The organism is Pseudomonas sp. FDAARGOS_761, from assembly GCF_013343155.1.
Classification (GTDB): domain Bacteria; phylum Pseudomonadota; class Gammaproteobacteria; order Pseudomonadales; family Pseudomonadaceae; genus Pseudomonas; species Pseudomonas aeruginosa.
In genome coordinates this window covers 2,506,885-2,522,715 of the sequence record NZ_CP054572.1, presented here as the reverse complement: position 1 = coordinate 2,522,715, position 15,831 = coordinate 2,506,885, and the positions used below count along the sequence as shown (strand labels likewise).

At 68.5% G+C, this 15,831-nt stretch carries 12 protein-coding genes and 1 pseudogene; 2 read left to right on the top strand and 11 right to left on the bottom strand.

Going from position 1 to position 15,831, the window contains the following annotated elements; genetic code table 11:
- Positions 1–12: 12 nt before the first annotated feature.
- Entirely contained in the window at positions 13–1,035 is a 1,023-nt protein-coding gene (gene ptxS, locus FOC67_RS11845) for a transcriptional regulator PtxS (protein WP_003089268.1), read from the bottom strand.
- A gap of 563 nt (positions 1,036–1,598) precedes the next feature.
- Between ptxS and ptxR the strand changes: the two genes are divergently transcribed.
- Entirely contained in the window at positions 1,599–2,537 is a 939-nt protein-coding gene (gene ptxR, locus FOC67_RS11840; RefSeq protein ID WP_003124663.1) for an HTH-type transcriptional regulator PtxR, read from the top strand.
- Positions 2,538–2,805: 268 nt separating this feature from the next.
- Here the strand turns inward: ptxR and pvcD are convergent, their stop codons facing one another.
- The 6 genes and pseudogenes from pvcD to FOC67_RS11810 form a co-directional block, all read right to left on the bottom strand.
- Positions 2,806–3,453 carry a paerucumarin biosynthesis heme-binding protein PvcD gene (gene pvcD, locus FOC67_RS11835; protein ID WP_009315787.1) on the bottom strand — a complete coding sequence of 216 codons (648 nt, stop codon included), beginning with the start codon at positions 3,451–3,453 and terminating at the stop codon, positions 2,806–2,808.
- A complete protein-coding gene (gene pvcC / locus FOC67_RS11830) occupies positions 3,446–4,948 on the bottom strand; it encodes a paerucumarin biosynthesis protein PvcC (RefSeq protein WP_009315786.1) in 1,503 nt (500 codons plus the stop codon). The genes pvcD and pvcC overlap by 8 nt, the downstream gene beginning before the upstream one ends.
- Positions 4,949–4,999: 51 nt before the next feature.
- A complete protein-coding gene (gene pvcB / locus FOC67_RS11825; protein WP_009315785.1) occupies positions 5,000–5,875 on the bottom strand; it encodes a paerucumarin biosynthesis oxygenase PvcB in 876 nt (291 codons plus the stop codon).
- Positions 5,876–5,892: 17 nt separating this feature from the next.
- Complete coding sequence (pvcA, locus tag FOC67_RS11820) at positions 5,893–6,879, bottom strand: paerucumarin biosynthesis protein PvcA (protein ID WP_003089256.1); 987 nt, start codon at positions 6,877–6,879, stop codon at positions 5,893–5,895.
- A 214-nt stretch (positions 6,880–7,093) separates the two neighbouring features.
- Entirely contained in the window at positions 7,094–8,080 is a 987-nt protein-coding gene (locus tag FOC67_RS11815; protein ID WP_174707728.1) for an asparaginase, read from the bottom strand.
- Between the two features lie 99 nt (positions 8,081–8,179).
- Positions 8,180–9,625, bottom strand: a pseudogene (locus FOC67_RS11810) (alanine/glycine:cation symporter family protein).
- 168 nt (positions 9,626–9,793) lie between these two features.
- On the opposite strand from FOC67_RS11810, the gene FOC67_RS11805 reads away from it, so the two are divergent.
- Entirely contained in the window at positions 9,794–10,612 is an 819-nt protein-coding gene (locus tag FOC67_RS11805; protein ID WP_009315780.1) for a Cro/Cl family transcriptional regulator, read from the top strand.
- Positions 10,613–10,744: 132 nt separating this feature from the next.
- On the opposite strand, the gene lpdA is transcribed toward FOC67_RS11805, so the two are convergent.
- The 4 genes from lpdA to FOC67_RS11785 are packed head-to-tail and all read right to left on the bottom strand — an operon-like array spanning position 10,745 to position 15,711.
- Positions 10,745–12,139 (bottom strand): dihydrolipoyl dehydrogenase, encoded by a 1,395-nt coding sequence (lpdA, locus tag FOC67_RS11800; protein ID WP_003120146.1) that lies wholly within the window; start codon positions 12,137–12,139, stop codon positions 10,745–10,747.
- A 3-nt stretch (positions 12,140–12,142) separates the two neighbouring features.
- The gene (locus FOC67_RS11795; RefSeq protein WP_126573657.1) at positions 12,143–13,429 is read right to left on the bottom strand and encodes a dihydrolipoamide acetyltransferase family protein; all 1,287 of its coding nucleotides are present in this window, start codon (positions 13,427–13,429) and stop codon (positions 12,143–12,145) included.
- On the bottom strand, positions 13,430–14,482 hold the full coding sequence (locus FOC67_RS11790; protein ID WP_003089248.1) for an alpha-ketoacid dehydrogenase subunit beta: 1,053 nt from the start codon (positions 14,480–14,482) through the stop codon (positions 13,430–13,432).
- Complete coding sequence (locus tag FOC67_RS11785; RefSeq protein ID WP_003124669.1) at positions 14,479–15,711, bottom strand: 3-methyl-2-oxobutanoate dehydrogenase (2-methylpropanoyl-transferring) subunit alpha; 1,233 nt, start codon at positions 15,709–15,711, stop codon at positions 14,479–14,481. Before FOC67_RS11785 ends, FOC67_RS11790 begins: the two co-directional genes overlap by 4 nt.
- Between the last annotated feature and the right edge of the window lie 120 nt (positions 15,712–15,831).

Sequence of the window (15,831 nt, the reverse complement as noted above, 5' to 3'; positions counted from 1 at the left end):
GGCGGCAGGCCGCTAGCCGCGTGGATGGGTCGAGCCGCGAACGATCAGTTGCGCCGGGAAGGTCACCCGGCGCGCCGGCTCGCGGTCGCCTTCGAGTCGCGCCAGGAGGCGCTCGAAGGCGGTGCGGCCGATTTCGTCGGTGGGTTGGGCGAGGGCGGTGATGCCGCTGCCCACCAGCGGGTACCAGTCGAGTTCGTCCAGGGCCAGCAGGCCGACCTCGTCGAACAGCCGGCAGCCGAGGTCGCGCAGTTGGCGGGTGGCGCAGAGGGTGGCGACGCCGTTGCAGGTGAACAGCGCCTTCGGCCCGGGGCCGCTGGCCGAAAGGAAGGCGCGCAGGCCGTCGCGGAAGAAGTCGTCGGTCTGCAGGACCTGGCCCTTGAGCGCCGGTCGCCGGCCGATGGAGGCATTGAAGGCCTGGACCCGCTCGATCCGCGAGCTGGTGCCGTCGAGCGGTTCGGTGACCAGCAGGATGTCGCGGAAGCCGCGTTGTTGAAGGTGGTCCAGGGCCTGTTCGACGGCGTCGGCGTTGTCCAAGCCGACCAGGTCGGTATCCAGCTCGGCCAACTGGCGGTCCACCAGCACCATCGGCAGTTCGCGGTGCAGGGCGCGCAGTTCGCCGGGATGGTGGCCGAGGGTGTTCACGATCAGTCCTTCGACGTTGTAGGACTGCAGGGCGGCCAGGTGATGACGCTCCTGCTCGTCGTCGCGGTCGGTATTGCACACCACCAGGCTGTAGCCGTGTTCGCGGCAGGCGGTTTCCACGCCATGCATGACGGCCACGGAGTAGGGGTTGAGGATGTCCGCCACCAGCATTCCGATCAGCCGTGTGCGCCCGCGCTTGAGGCCTCGGGCCATCTGGTTGGGGCGGTAGTCGAGCTGGTCGATGGCGCGCTCGATGCGCCGGGCGGTGGCATCGGCGAGCAACTGGCGGTCGCCGCCGATATAGCGCGACACGCTGGCCTTGGAGACGCCGGCGGCCTCGGCCACCTGGTTGATGGTGACGCGGCCACGGCTGGGCAGTACTGAACCATTCACGGACCTGGTACCTCTTGGTGCTGTTCTTATTGGTGTGTCCGGCTGGTCTTCGCCAGCGGATGCCAGGAGTTGAAACCGGTTTCAGAAAATACCAGAAGGCCGATGCCCGTCAACGGAAAAAAAACGCCTACCGAGGGTCGGTCAGGCATGACAGCCAGGAGGCTGTTCATGAAAAACGAATAATCGTTTCGCATGATGGCTTTCGATTATTAATGTCGAATGGAATGAATGTGCCGTATCTCCATAAATAAAAAGGAAGTTTGTCCAATACTTGAGAAACTACTTTAAGAGTGGTTTGTCGGTAGAAAGCGATCAATCAGGCGGGGCTCGCTGACATGAAAGCACCCGGCCGACCGTCTGAAGCAGTTCTCACTTATCGGAAAACGAAGGTGGCGCGCTGAAACTTATGCGCGCCTGGCGGTCTTTAACGACGACCTGACCGCCCGGTCGCGTCATCACGCTCACCGATCGTTGCGGGTCCTGTCGAATGCCGCCGTTCCGTCGCAGCAGGATTTTTTCGACAAGACCCGTCCGGACCCACTTCCCGGCTAAGGAATGACAGGATGAGCGCCGCCCTGGAGCGATTGAATCATCTGAACCTGAATCACTTGTATGCCTTCGTCGCCGTCGCCGAACACAACAGCTTCACCGCCGCGGCGGAGGCCCTGGGCTTGTCGAAGTCGCTACTCAGCGAGCAGTTGCGACGCCTGGAGGCCGACCTCGGGATCCAGTTGCTGACCCGTACCACCCGTCGCATGACCCTTACCGATCGCGGCGAACTGCTGTTCGGCGTGGCCCAGCGCATGCTCGGCGAGCTGGACGGCGCGCTCTCCGATGTGCGCGACCTGCAGGGCGAGCCCAGTGGCCGGTTGCGCATCACTGCGCCGCAGGACTTCGTCAAGTGGCACATCAGCAGCGTTTCCGCGGCGTTCATCCGGCAGTTTCCCAAGGTCCAGGTGGAAATGCTGGCCGATGACCAGTTCAGCGATCTGGTCGGCCAGCGCATCGACCTCGCGGTGCGTATCGGCTGGCCGCGCGATTCCGGCCTGCATGCCAGCAAGCTGTGCGACTTCCAGCAGGTTGCCGTGGCGACGCCGGGATACCTCGCCGGCTTGTCGCCGGTGCTCCAGCCGCACGACCTGGCGCGCTGCGAATGGATCGGCCATACCCGCCTGAGCACGCCCTGGACCTGGACCTTCGAACGCCAGCGCGAGCGTGCCACGGTACAGACCCGAGGGCGCCTGCTGGCGAACAACACCCTGGCGGTGTACCGCCTGGTGCTCGACGGTGCCGGCGTCAGCGTGCTGCCGAGCTTCCTGGTGGCCCGCGAGATCGCCCGCGGGCGGCTGGTCCGGCTGCTACCTGGCTGGCACCTGCCGCAGGGCGGCATCTACGCCCTGTACCCCTCGGCGCGCTACATGCCGGTGCGGGTCAGGGCGTTCATCGAGTCGCTGCGCGAGCATCTCGGTCGCGAGCCGTTCCGCCTGGCGCAGGGCGAATGACGCCGGGCATCCGTGCCTGGGGGTAGGGCGAATAACGCCACAGGCGTTATCCGCCGCCGACGTCACGGATAGGCGGCGGATAACCGCAGGCGGTTATTCGCCCTACGGATCGGGCTTCGGCAGCATCTCGGTCGCGAGCCGTTCCGCCTGGCGCAGGGCGAATGACGCCGGGCATCCGTGCCTGGGCGGGAGGGCGAATAACGCCACCGGCGTTATCCGCCACCGACGTCATGGATAGGCGGCGGATAACCGCGAGCGGTTATTCGCCTTACGGCCCCAGGCTGCCCAGGTAGCCGGCGAGCGCCTGGATGTCACTATCCTCCAGGCCGCCGGCGACCGCGCGCATGGTCGCGCTGTTGCCACGCTTGCCGTCGCGGAAGCCGTGCAACTGGGTTGCCAGGTATTCCGCCCATTGCCCGGCAAGGCGCGGCGCCTTCAGCGCCGCCAGGCCCTGGGCGGCGGGGCCGTGGCAGGTGACGCAGGGGGGTACGCCGCGCTGCGCCAGGCCGCCCTCGAAGAGCTGGCGGCCGCGTTCGCGTTGCCTCGGGTCGGCCAGGGTCTGCTCGCCGGCGCTCATGCGCTGGGCGGCGAACCAGGCGGAGACGTTGACCACGTCCGCCGCGCTCAGCTCCTCGCCGCGACCGTTGGTGGCCGGGTTGCGCCGGCGCTGGGTCTTGAGGTCGTAGATCTGCTTGTACAGGTATTCCCGGTCGAGCCCGGCGAGCTTCGGGTAGCTGCGGTTCGGTCGTGGCCCGCCGTTGCCGTCGTCGTCGTGGCAGCGCGAGCACATCTTCTGCGCCATCGCCTTGCCGCGCGCCAGGTCGGCCGGCGAGTCCGGGCCCGGCACGGCGGCGGCCAGCGGCAGGGAAAGCAGGGCCGAGAGGCAGCCGGCCAGCCAGCGTTTACGCTCAGTCATGCTGCCAGGGCCCCCGCAGCCAGCCGTGGATGTCGTAGTCGGCCATGCAGCGCTGGACCATCGCCTCGCAGTAGGCCAGGTGCCCGCGACGGCTGGCCCAGGCCAGCGAGTCGAGGCGGATCTGCTCGGCATTGCCGGAATAATGGCTCTCATAGACCGCGTGGCGCGCGCCGAACTCGCTGCCGGTGGCGTCCCAGATCAGCTTGAACAGCTTCAGGCGCTGCTCCGGCTCCAGCTCGGCACCGCGGTAGTAGCTGTCCACCAGCCGCCGCGCCTCGCCGTCGCGCAGGTCGGCGGCGCCCGAGACGGTGACCAGCGGGGCGCCGCCGAGGGCGCTTTCCAGCAACTCGCGGACACGCTTCCAGATCTGCGGCACCTGGATGCGCAGGGCATTGGCGTACTCCAGGCGCGGCACCGCCGAACCGGCGGCGTTGCGCTCCGGGTCGCGGGCCATGGCGGTGGTCAGCGCCTGCAGCAGGTGCTGCAGGGCGATCAGCTCGCCGAGGGCCGCCTGTATCCCGCGGAAGCCCTGGGTGCCATTGGCGCGCACGCCGAGGGAAAGCAGGCCGATCATCAGTTCCAGCTTCACCCCGAGGCGGATGCCGGACTGGAAGTTGTACAGGTTGGCGAAGCCCGACTCGGCATAGAAGCCGGTGGCGCGGCGCAGGTCGCGGTAGACCAGGACGTCCTCCCAGGGAATCAGCGCCTTGTCGAACAGCAGCACGCTGTCGTTCTCGTCGAAACGACTGGACAGCGGGTAGTCGAAGGGACTGCTCGCGCGCTCCTCGTAGGATGGCCGGCACATCAGGCGCAGGCCGGGGTTGTCCATGCGGGTGAAGAACACAACGGCGAAGTCCTCGGCCTTGCCGGCCTCCATCTGCGCCGAGGCGACCGGGGCGACGAAGGTGGCGTTGGTGATGGCGCTGCCGGTGGCGAGCATCTTCGCCCCGCTGACGACGATACCCTGGTCGGTCTCGCGTTCGACGTGGACGAACACGTCGCGCATCTCGTGGATCGCCTTGCTGCGGTCCAGCGGCGGATTGATGATCGCGTGGTTGAGGAACAGCCCGCGGTCGGCGAAGGCGCGGTGCCAGGCGCAGGCGTTCTGCCGGTAGTCGCCGTAGAAGCCGGCGCCGGCTTCCAGCCCGGACATGAACGCCGCCTTGTAGTCCGGGGTACGCCCCATGAAGCCGTAGGTCATGCGCGACCAGCAGCCGATCGCCTCGCGCGCGCCGAGCAGGTCCTCGGCGTTCTGTGCGGGGGTGAAGAAGCGGTGGCTGCGGCGGCCCTGGGCATCGACCCGGGTGAGGACGTCGCGCTGCTCGCCGTGGAGGCCGTCGTAGAGCCCGGCGATGCTGCGGCAGGCGTTGCGGAACGCCCTGTGCCGGGTGACGTCGGCGACCCGTTCGCCGTTGAGGTAGACCTGGCGACCGTCGCGCAGGCTGTCGAGATAGTCGGCGCCGGTCATCAGCGCGTTGGGGACGGAATGGCTCATGCTGGTTCCTTGTCGGGACGCCGGCCGTGGCGCGCACGGCCGGCGGGGCGGTCAGTCGCGCTGTAGGTGCGGGTTGCGCAGCGCCGGCTCGGCGTGGATATGCACCCGCCGCAGGTGGCGCGGCGCGCGGTGGACGAAGGCCTCGCGACCGTGCAGCAGGGTCAGGTTGTCGGCGATCACCAGGTCGTCGCTGCGCCAGCGGTGGGCGTAATGCGCCTGCGGGTGGTACAGGCAGCGCCGCAGGCTGGCGAGCAGTTCGCCGCGCTGTTCCGGGGCGATGCCGTCGTAGTGGAACTCGGAGGGGTTGATGAAGCTGGCGTCGCCCTCGACCGGCGGTTCGCAGAAACGCAGGATGGGGAATTCTCGGCGCGGGTGGCGCTCGACTATCGGTGCCGCCGAGCGGCTGCTGTAGTGCGCTGCGCTGCGCTGGTACCGGCCGCTGACGCGGCGCCAGAGTTCCAGCTCGCTACTGTCGGCCAGTTGCAGCGCCGCCGGGGTCGAGCTGAAGGTGGTGCGGCCGCCGTCGCTGTCGCCGGGCGCGTCGACACAGTGGAACAGCTGGAATTCCGGCACCGTCTCCAGGTACATGCCGTCCCAGTGCAGCGGCACGTAGTTGTTGGCGAAGATGTGGTCCTCGGCGCCTTCCTGTTCCACCAGCTCGAGCACCGCGCCGAACGGCCACAGCATCACTTCGCCGAAGTCGTGGCAGTAGCGGGTCAGGCTCTCGGCGTCGGCGAAGGCGGCGAAGCCGCGCAGGAGCAGCAGGTGGTGGCTGCGCGCCAGGCCCTTGAGCCACTGCGCCGGCAGCTCGCCGACGTGCATGCCGGGGCGGCCGGGCTCCAGCAGCAGGCCGAAGCGCGGCTGGTTGCCCTGTTCGTCGCGCAGCGGCGAGAGACGTACCGGTTGATCGCTGAGATAGGCGTTCATCGTCTGGCTCCTCGGGCTCAGGCCACGGCGGCGCGCCGGGCGGCCCTGGCCGGCAGGCGGTAGTGACTGGGCTGGCCGTTGATCTGCACCAGTTCGCCGCCGAGTTCCAGCACCTCGCTGCGCTTCATCAGCACGAAGCGGTCCTCGGTGTTCACCGCCACGCCGTGCCAGGGCGTCAGCCAGTCGTCGCGGGTCGGCATCATGTGGATGCCGAACTTCAGGCTGTCCGCCGGCTGCGGATGGATGGACAGGCGGATCGCGCGGGGGAACTGGTCGGCCAGCAGCGCGCCCCAGGCCCAGCTGCGCTGGATCACCCCGTAGGCGCGCTCCTTGGCGTCGCGTTGCAGGGCGGTCTTCGAGCCCTGGTAGTCGGGGGTCAGGCCGTCCTCGTAGAGGAAGCGGGTGATGGCGCGGTACAGCAGCAGGCCTTCTTCGCTGGCCAGCAGGGTCTCGCGGATGCTTTCCAGCGGCTCGGCGTAGCCGTCGATCAGCAACTGGCGGAGCTGCTCGTGGTTGTCGCGCTGGGCCTCGAAGGCGCGTACGTCCTCCAGGTTGAACACGCCGATATGGGTGGCGCCGATCTCCTCGATCATCAGGCGCAAGGCATCCTGGTAAGCGCTGATGTGCGCATCGCCGATCCTCACCAGGTCGCCGAACACCCGGCCGTCGGAGCAGACGGTGATCTTCGCGCCCGGTGCATAGAACAGCTGGATGCGCTGGCACAGGTGGTTGAGGAACGACAGCGACAGGCGCTCGGCCATGTCCGGACGGCTGTCGAGGACCTTGCCGGGGTTCGGCGACTTGGCCGGAAACGCCGGCAGGACGAATTCGATGGGCTCGCCGGCTTCGATGAAGGCGGCGATGCGCGGCAACTGGACCTGTTCGATGCGGCGGATCTCGTCCGCTTCGCTGGCGCTCTGGCGATGCTCGGGGTAACGGCGGCGATAGAGCAACAGTTCTTTCAATACGCGTGCGGGAAGGGTGTCTTCGGCGATGGCGTACATGCAGGTGTTTCCTCCTTGTGGGCGGATGCCGGCGGGGCCGGCAGCGGAAGGCGACATCCTGTGGACTCGCCGCCGGGGGATAAACCGGGGAAGGCCGGAAACACTGTTCGCTGAAGCTTGACGATGGGCGCCGGGCACGGGCGGGCCGCGGGCGTTGTCGCGTATCGCGGGGAGGGCGGAAGGAAGCGGCCGCCGGCGGGCGGCCGCAGGGCGGTCAGTCGGCGTTCTCGCCGCACAGGTCGAGGGCGAACCAGCGTTGCGCTTCGTCGCGTCCGAGGCCGGCGCCGAGCAGGCCGAAGAGCTTGCCCAGGGCCGCCTCGCGGGTCATTCCGCCAGCCGAGAGCAGGCCGGCGTCGCGCAGGCGGCTGCCGGCGGCGTAGACGCCGAACTCGACCTGGCCGTAGGCGCACTGGCTGACCGCAGCGAGCAGCACGCCGCGGGCGTGGGCTTCGCGCAGGGTCGCCAGCAGCTCCTCGTCGTCGGACGGGCCGGTGCCGCTGCCATAGCATTCCAGCAGCAGCGCTTCCACGCCGCTGTCGAGCAGCCCGCGCAGGTGCGCGGCGCGCAGCCCTGGATAGAGCGGCAGCACGGCGAGGTTCACTTCCCGGCGCGGCTGGCGGTAGCCGAGCGCCGCGGGCACCGGCGCATGCTCGGCGTGGCGCGGTCGCGGCAGTTCGGCGAAGGCGTCGAACGCATCGCTGCGCAGCTTGCTGACCCGCGCGCCGTGCAGCAGGGCATCGTTGAAATAGACCTGTACGCCGCGCGCGTGGCCCTCCTGGAGGACGCGCAGGGCGCCGACCAGGTTGTCCCAGGCATCGCTGCCCGGCGTGCCGGCCGGCAGCATGGAGCCGGTCAGCAGCACCGGGATCGGCAGGTCGAGGAGCAGGAAGGACAGCGCCGCGGCGCTGTAGGCCAGGGTGTCGGTGCCGTGCAGGAGCAGCACGCCGTCGTGGCCGGCGTCGAGCGCGGCGACGATGGCGTCGCGCATCGCCAACCAGTTGCCCTGGGTCATGTTGGCGCTGTCCAGCGGCGGTTGCAGTTCGGCGAAGCGCCAGCGCAGGTCCGGGGCGTCGCCGAGGCTTTGCAGGTGGTCGCGCATGCGCGCTTCGAAGCCGCCGGCCGGGGCCAGGCCCTGCGGGGTCTGCAACATGCCGATGGTGCCGCCGGTGTAGAGCACGAAGAGGTTCTTGACTGGGAGCATCCGTAATCCTTGTGTCGGGCCTTTTCGCGACGGACGTGCGAAGAGGGGACGCCATTGTGGCGCAGGCGCCGCTCCAGGGGGAGGGCGCCTGCGCGAAACTCAGCGAGTGCCGCTCGGCAGCGGCTCGGCGTCCGCCTGCGCCGGGGGCTCGGCGTGCTGGCCGGCGGGCCAGGCTTCGCGGTCCAGGTCGAGGTCGGCGAACTGCGCCGAGTCGAACACCGGCTGCTTGATCCCGGCGCGGCGCTGCACGTCGTAGTCGCGCATCACCCGCAGGCCGACCTTGAACAGCAGAGCCAGGGCCATCAGGTTGACGAAGGCCAGGCAGGTCATGGTGATGTCGGCGAAGGCGAACACGGTGGACAGGTCCTGCACCGAGCCCCAGACCACCAGGGCCAGCACCAGCGCGCGGTAGCCGATCAGCACCAGGCGGTTGCGGCTGAGGAACCGCAGGCTGTTCTCGCCCAGGTAGAAGTTGTAGAGGATGCAGGTGAAGACGAACAGCGACAGGGCCACGCTGACGAACACCCGGCCCCAGTCGCCGACCACCGCGGCCAGGGAGTTCTGGGTGAGGACGATGCCGTCGCCTTCGAAGCCCGGGGTGTAGAAGCCCGAGAGCAGGATCAGCAGGGCGGTGCAGGTGCAGATCACGAAGGTGTCGAGGAACACGCTGAAGGCCTGGACCACGCCCTGTGCCGCCGGATGGCGCACGGCGGCGACCGCGGCGACGTTCGGCGCGCTGCCCAGGCCGGCCTCGTTGGCGAAGACGCCACGCTTGACGCCCATCACGATGGCGCTGCCGAGCAGGCCGCCGAACGCCGGGTCGAGGCCGAAGGCGCTCTTGACGATGGTTTACAGCATTGCCGGGACGTGCTCGATCTGGCTGGCGATGACGTACAGGGTGACGCCGATGTAGGCCAGGGTCTTGATCGGCACCAGCAGGTCGGAGACCGCGGCGATGCGCTTGATGCCGCCGATGAAGACCACGCCGAGCAGCACCGCCAGGGCGATCCCGGTGTGCTGCGGGGCGAAGCCGAAGGCGTTCTGCAGCGAATGGGTGACGGTGTAGGACTGCAGGCCGTTGAAGGCGAAGCCGTAGGTCACCAGCAGGAGCACCGCGAAGACCACCGCCATCGAGCGCAGCTTCAGGCCGTGCTGGATGTAGTAGGACGGGCCGCCGCGATACAGGCCGTCGCCGTCGCTGCGCTTGTAGACCTGGGCCAGGGTGCATTCGAAGAAGCTGCTGGACATGCCGACCAGCGCGGTGACCCACATCCAGAACACCGCCCCCGGACCGCCGAGGGTCACGGCGATGCCGACCCCGGCGATGTTGCCGGCGCCGACCCGGCCGGCGAGGCTCAGCATCAGGGCCTGGAAGGAACTGAGCTGGCCGGCCTGGCCGCGCAGCGATTCCCTGAATACGCCGAACATGTGGCCGAAGTGGCGGAACTGGACGAAGCGCGAACGGATCGTGAAGTAGGCGCCCAGGCCGACGATCAGGACGATGAGGACTTTTCCGGAAAGGAAATCGTTGAGCATTTCAAGCATGGAGGTCTACCTCGGTTCTTATTCTGGTGTCGGCGTGCGCTGCGGCAGCGCCTTGGTGCGCGGCGCATGGTTGGCCATGACGCACCCGGTTACAATTTCGCGGGTTGCTCCTGCTTGATGCGACCTGATGCTAGAATCGCGTCCATAGCATCACTTTCGGAGCCGCCGATGTCCGAGCACCTGGGCGCCAATCTCAAGCTGCTTTGCAGCCATTACCGCTCGATTTCCGAGGTTTGCCGGCAATTGGCGATCAATCGCGCGCAGTTCAACAAGTACCTCAGCGGCCAGAGCCAGCCGACGCCGTACAACCGCAAGCGGATCGGCGACTTCTTCGGCGTCGAGGACTACGAGCTGGGCTTGCCGCCCGAGCAGTTCGCCCGCCTGATCGGCGCCCGTGCCAGCGCCCAGCCGCGCCAGTCCAGCAACGACCCGCTGTTGCGGCTGCTGCAACCGCTGCGCGCCGAGGCCGGCGACCTGAGCCGCTACTGCGGCTACTACTTCGAATATGCCAACTGCATGTCGGTGCCGGGCAGCATCCTGCTCTCCCTGGTGCATCTCTACGAGGAAGACGGGGTGTTCCTCTTCGAGCGCCAGGAACGCCAGGAGCGCACCAGCAGTACCGACGTGCAGGCGGAGGAGTGGGCGCGCTGCCGCTACCTCGGCGCGGCCTTCCAGTTGCAGGACCGGGTGTTCCTGATCGACTACGAGTCGCTGACCCTCAACGAGATGAGCCAGACCATCCTCATTCCCAGTTTCAAGAGCCGTATCACCCGCCTGAACGGCCTGAAGATGGGCGTTTCCAGCGGTGACCGGCGGACCCCGGCATGCAGCCGGGTGGTCTGGGAGTACCTCGGTGCGGAGATCAACCGGATCAACGCCTACCGCCAGGTGCGCCTGTACCGCCCGGACGATCCGCGGATCGACGAGGATATTCGCCAGCGCCTGGCGGCGGGGAGCTTGCGGCATGGGTTGCTGGAGACGGAGTGAGGGGCGGGGGATCGCGCAGGGCGGTGAGACCTGCTGACGACCCGGTTCGCGGCCACGAAAAAAGCCCCCTTGCCCGACGGGCAAGGGGGTAATGTGCGCCGGTGGTTGGCCGGCTACCGAGGTTCGCGGGAATCAGATGTGCAGGGCGTGTCCCAGCGCGCGCAGGGCGGCTTCCTGGACCGCTTCGCCGAGGGTCGGATGGGCGTGGATGGTGCCGGCGATGTCTTCCAGGCGGGCGCCCATCTCCAGCGACTGGGCGAAGGCCGTGGACAGTTCCGAGACCGCCTTGCCCACCGCCTGCCAGCCGACGACCAGGTGGTTGTCGCGACGCGCCACCACGCGGACGAAGCCTTCGTTGGCCTCCAGGGTCATGGCGCGGCCGTTGGCGGCGAACGGGAAGCTCGCCACCAGGCAGTCCAGGCCGGCATCCTTCGCCTGCTCCGGGGACAACCCGGCGACCACCACTTCCGGATCGGTGAAGCACACCGCGGGGATCGCCACCGGGGCGAACTGGCGACGCTTGCCGGCGATCAGCTCGGCGACCATCTCGCCCTGGGCCATGGCCCGGTGCGCGAGCATCGGCTCGCCGGCGAGATCGCCGATGGCCCAGACATTGCGCATCGAGGTGCGGCACTGGTCGTCGACCTTCACCGCCCGGCCGTTCATGTCCAGGCCCAGGCTTTCCAGGTTCCAGCCTTCGCTGCGCGGCTTGCGGCCGACCGCCACCAGTACCTGGTCGGCGGCGATCTCGCGCTCCTCGCCGGCGCCGTCGCGGACCCGCACGCCGTTCTCGCTCGGGCCCAGCAGGCTGTGCCCGAGGTACAGCTCGACGCCCAGCTTGCGCAAGGCCTGGGCCACCGGCTTGGTCAGTTCTTCGTCGTAGCCCGGCAGGATGCGCGGTTGCGCTTCCACCACCGCCACCTCGACGCCGAGCTTGCGGTAGGCGGTACCCAGCTCCAGGCCGATGTAGCCGCCGCCGACCACCACCAGGCGCTTGGGCAGGCTGCCGGGCGCCAGCGCCTCGGTGGAGGAGATCACCTTGCCGCCCAGCGGCAGGATCGGTAGCTCGACGCTCTGCGAGCCGGCGGCCAGCAGCAGGTGCTCGCACTCGATGCGCTGGCTGCCGCCGCCGGCGAGTTCGACCGCCACGCTTTTGCCGTCGAGGATCCTCGCCCAGCCCTGGACGACATCGACCCCGTGTTTCTTCAGCAGCGCGGCGACGCCGCTGGTGAGGCGGTCGACGATGGCGTCCTTCCATTCCACGGTGCGGGCGATGTCGATGCTCGGCGCCTGTACCTGGATGCCCAGCGCCGACCGGCCGGCATAGTGGCGGGCCTTGAGGTATTCCTCGGCGGCGTGGATCAGCGCCTTCGACGGGATGCAGCCGACGTTCAGGCAGGTGCCGCCGAGGGCGGCGCCCTCCACCAGTACGGTGGGAATGCCCAGTTGCCCGGCACGGATCGCCGCGACGTAGCCGCCGGGACCGCCGCCGACGATCAGCAGGGAAGTCTTCAGGATCTGGCTCATCGCTTACTCCAGGAACAGGGTGGCGGGATGTTCGAGCAGGCCGCGCACGGCCTGGATGAAGGCCGCCGCGTCCATCCCGTCGACCACCCGGTGGTCGAAGGAGGAGGAGAGGTTCATCATCTTGCGCACGACGATGTTGCCGCCGACCACCATCGGTCGCTCGACGATGCGGTTGACGCCGACGATGGCCACCTCCGGATGGTTGATCACCGGTGTGCTGACGATCCCGCCGAGCGCGCCGAGGCTGCTCAGGGTGATGGTCGAGCCGGACAGCTCCTGGCGTTGTGCCTTACCGCTGCGCGCGGCTTCGGCCAGGCGCGCCACCTCGCTGGCGTTGCCCCAGAGGTCGCGCGATTCGGCGTGGCGCAGCACCGGCACCATCAGGCCGTTGTCGCTCTGGGTGGCGATGCCGACGTGCACCGCGCCGTAGCGGATGACTACCTCGGCCTCGTCGTCGTAGCGCGCGTTCAATTGCGGGAAGTCGCGCAGCGCCACGACCATGGCGCGGACCAGGAACGGCAGCAGGGTCAGCTTGCCGCGCTGGCCGCCCCATTTCTGGTTGAGATGGGCGCGCAGGGCTTCCAGGTCGGTGACGTCGATTTCCTCGACATAGCTGAAATGCGGGATGCGTCGCTTGGCGTCCTGCATCTTCTGGGCGATCTTGCGACGCAGGCCGATCACCGGCACCGCCTGCTCGTCGTGTCGCTCGGCATACCCTTGCGCGGCGCCGCCGCTGCGCGTGACGCTGCCATCCTGGGTCAGGTAGGCATCGAGGTCCTCGTGGAGGACGCGTCCGGCGGGACCGCTGCCTTGCACGAACTGCAACTCGATGCCCAGGTCGCGGGCGCGCTGGCGCACCGCGGGGGAGGCCAGCGGGCGTTCGCCGGGCTGGCGCCGCTGCCGTGGCGCCTCGCTGTCGCGCAAGGTGCGCGGCGCTTCGGCGGCGGCTTTCGGCGGCGCGACCGGGGTCTCCTTGGGTTCCTCCGGGGCGGCTGCGACGGGCGCGGCCGGCGTCGCCGCGGCCGGACTCTCGGCGAGGTTGCCGGCGCCTTCCACCTCCAGGCGGATCAGTTCGCCGCCCACCGCCATCACCTGGCCCGGCTGGCCGCCGAGGGCGAGGATGCGTCCGGCCACCGGCGAGGGAATCTCCACCGTGGCCTTGTCGGTCATCACCTCAGCGAGAACCTGGTCTTCATTGACCGAGTCGCCGACCTGGACATGCCACTCCACCAGTTCGACCTCGGCGATGCCTTCCCCGATGTCCGGCATCTTGATCACATGGGTACCCATTCAGACCTCCATCACACGCTTGAATGCCGCGCCGACGCGCGCGGGGCCGGGGAAATACGCCCACTCCTGGGCATGCGGGTAGGGGGTGTCCCAACCGGTGACGCGCTCGATCGGCGCCTCCAGGTGGTGGAAGCAGTGCTCCTGCACCAGCGACATCAGCTCGGCGCCGAACCCGCAGGTGCGGGTCGCCTCGTGGGCGATGACGCAGCGGCCGGTCTTCTTCACCGAGGCGACGATGGTTTCCAGGTCCAGCGGCCAGAGGCTGCGCAGGTCGATGATCTCGGCGTCCAGGCCGGTCTCGTCGGCCGCGGCCTGGGCCACGTAGACCATGGTGCCGTAGGTCAGCACGGTCAGCGCCGCGCCGGGGCGGACGATCGCCGCCTTGTCCAGCGGCACCTTGTAGTAGCCGTCCGGCACCTGGCTGGCCGGATGCTTGGACCAGGGCGTCACCGGGCGGTCGTGGTGGCCATCGAACGGGCCGTTGTAGAGGCGCTTGGGCTCGAGGAAGATCACCGGGTCGTCGTTCTCGATGCAGGCGATCAGCAGGCCCTTGGCGTCGTAGGGGTTGGACGGCATCACCGTGCGCAGGCCGCAGACCTGGGTGAACATCGCCTCCGGGCTCTGGCTGTGCGTCTGCCCGCCGTAGATGCCGCCGCCACAGGGCATGCGTACGGTCATCGGCACGATGAAGTCGCCGGCCGAGCGATAGCGCAGGCGCGCCGCCTCGGAGATCAACTGGTCGGAGGCCGGGTAGACGTAGTCGGCGAACTGGATCTCCACCACCGGGCGCAGGCCGTAGGCGCCCATGCCGACCGCGGCGCCGATGATGCCGCTCTCGGAGATCGGCGCATCGAACACCCGCGAGGTGCCGTATTTCTTCTGCAGGCCTTCGGTGCAGCGGAACACGCCGCCGAAGTAGCCGACGTCCTGGCCGAATACCACCACGTCGTCGTCGCGCTCGAGCATGATGTCCATCGCCGAGCGCAGCGCCTGGATCATGGTCATGCTGGTGACCGTCTGGGCGTTCTCGTGTTGCGGGTTCATGGCATTCATACCCCGAGCTCCTGGCGTTGCCGGCGCAGGTGCTCCGGCAGTTCTGCATAGACGTCCTCGAACATGCTGGCGGCGCTCGGCACCCGGCCGTCGATCAGGGTGCCGTGGCTCTCCGCCTGTTTCTGCGCGGCCAGCACTTCGGCTTCGAGGGCCTTGTGGGTGGCTTCGTGCTGTTCCTCCGACCAGATGCCGAGGCCGATCATGTGCCGCTTCAGGCGGGCGATCGGGTCGCCCAGCGGGAAGTTGGTCCAGTCGTCGGCGGGGCGGTACTTGGACGGGTCGTCCGAAGTCGAGTGCGGGCCGGCGCGGTAGGTGACCCATTCGATCAGGCTCGGCCCGAGGTTGCGCCGGGCGCGCTCGGCGGCCCACTCGGAGGCGGCGTAGACCGCCAGGAAGTCATTGCCGTCGACCCGCAGCGAGGCGATCCCGCAGCCCACGCCACGGTTGGCGAAGGTGGTGCCTTCGCCGCCGGCGATGGCCTGGAAGGTGGAGATCGCCCACTGGTTGTTGACCACGTTGAGGATTACCGGCGCGCGGTAGACATGGGCGAAGGTGAGGGCGGTGTGGAAGTCCGACTCGGCGGTGGCGCCGTCGCCGATCCAGGCCGAGGCGATGCGCGTGTCGCCCTTGATCGCCGAGGCCATGCCCCAGCCGACCGCCTGGATGAACTGGGTGGCGAGGTTGCCGGAGATGGAGAAGAAACCGGCCTCCTTGCTCGAGTACATGATCGGCAGCTGGCGGCCCTTGAGCGGGTCGGCCTCGTTGGAGAGAAGCTGGCAGATCATGTCCACCAGCGGGTATTCGCGGGTGATCAGGATGCCTTGCTGGCGATAGGTCGGAAAGCACATGTCGCCGTCGCGCAGGGCCAGGGTGTGGGCGGTGGCGATGGCTTCCTCGCCGAGGCATTGCATATAGAAGGAAAGCTTTTTCTGCCGTTGCGCGGTGAGCATGCGCGCGTCGAACAGACGGGTCTTGAGCATCGCCCGCATGCCGCGCAGCAGTTGTTCGTTGCTGAGCTGCGGATTCCAGGGACCGACGGCGTGGCCGTCGTCGTCGAGCACGCGTACCAGGCTGTAGGCCAGGTCGCTGGTCGCGGCGGGCTCGACATCCACCGGCGGCTTGCGTACCTCGCCGGCGGGGGACAGGTGCAGATAGGAAAAGTCGGTCTTGCAGCCAGGACGCCCGGTGGGCTCCGGGACATGCAGACGCAACGGCTCGTAATCACTCATGACAGGCCTCCGGCCCGGTCCGGGCCAAACGGTTGGAGAGATCAGAAACGGGCGAACGGCGCTCGAAGCGGCGGACTGGGCGGATGGCGGGTTCCCGTCCTGTGGGTGGGGGCGGGTTGC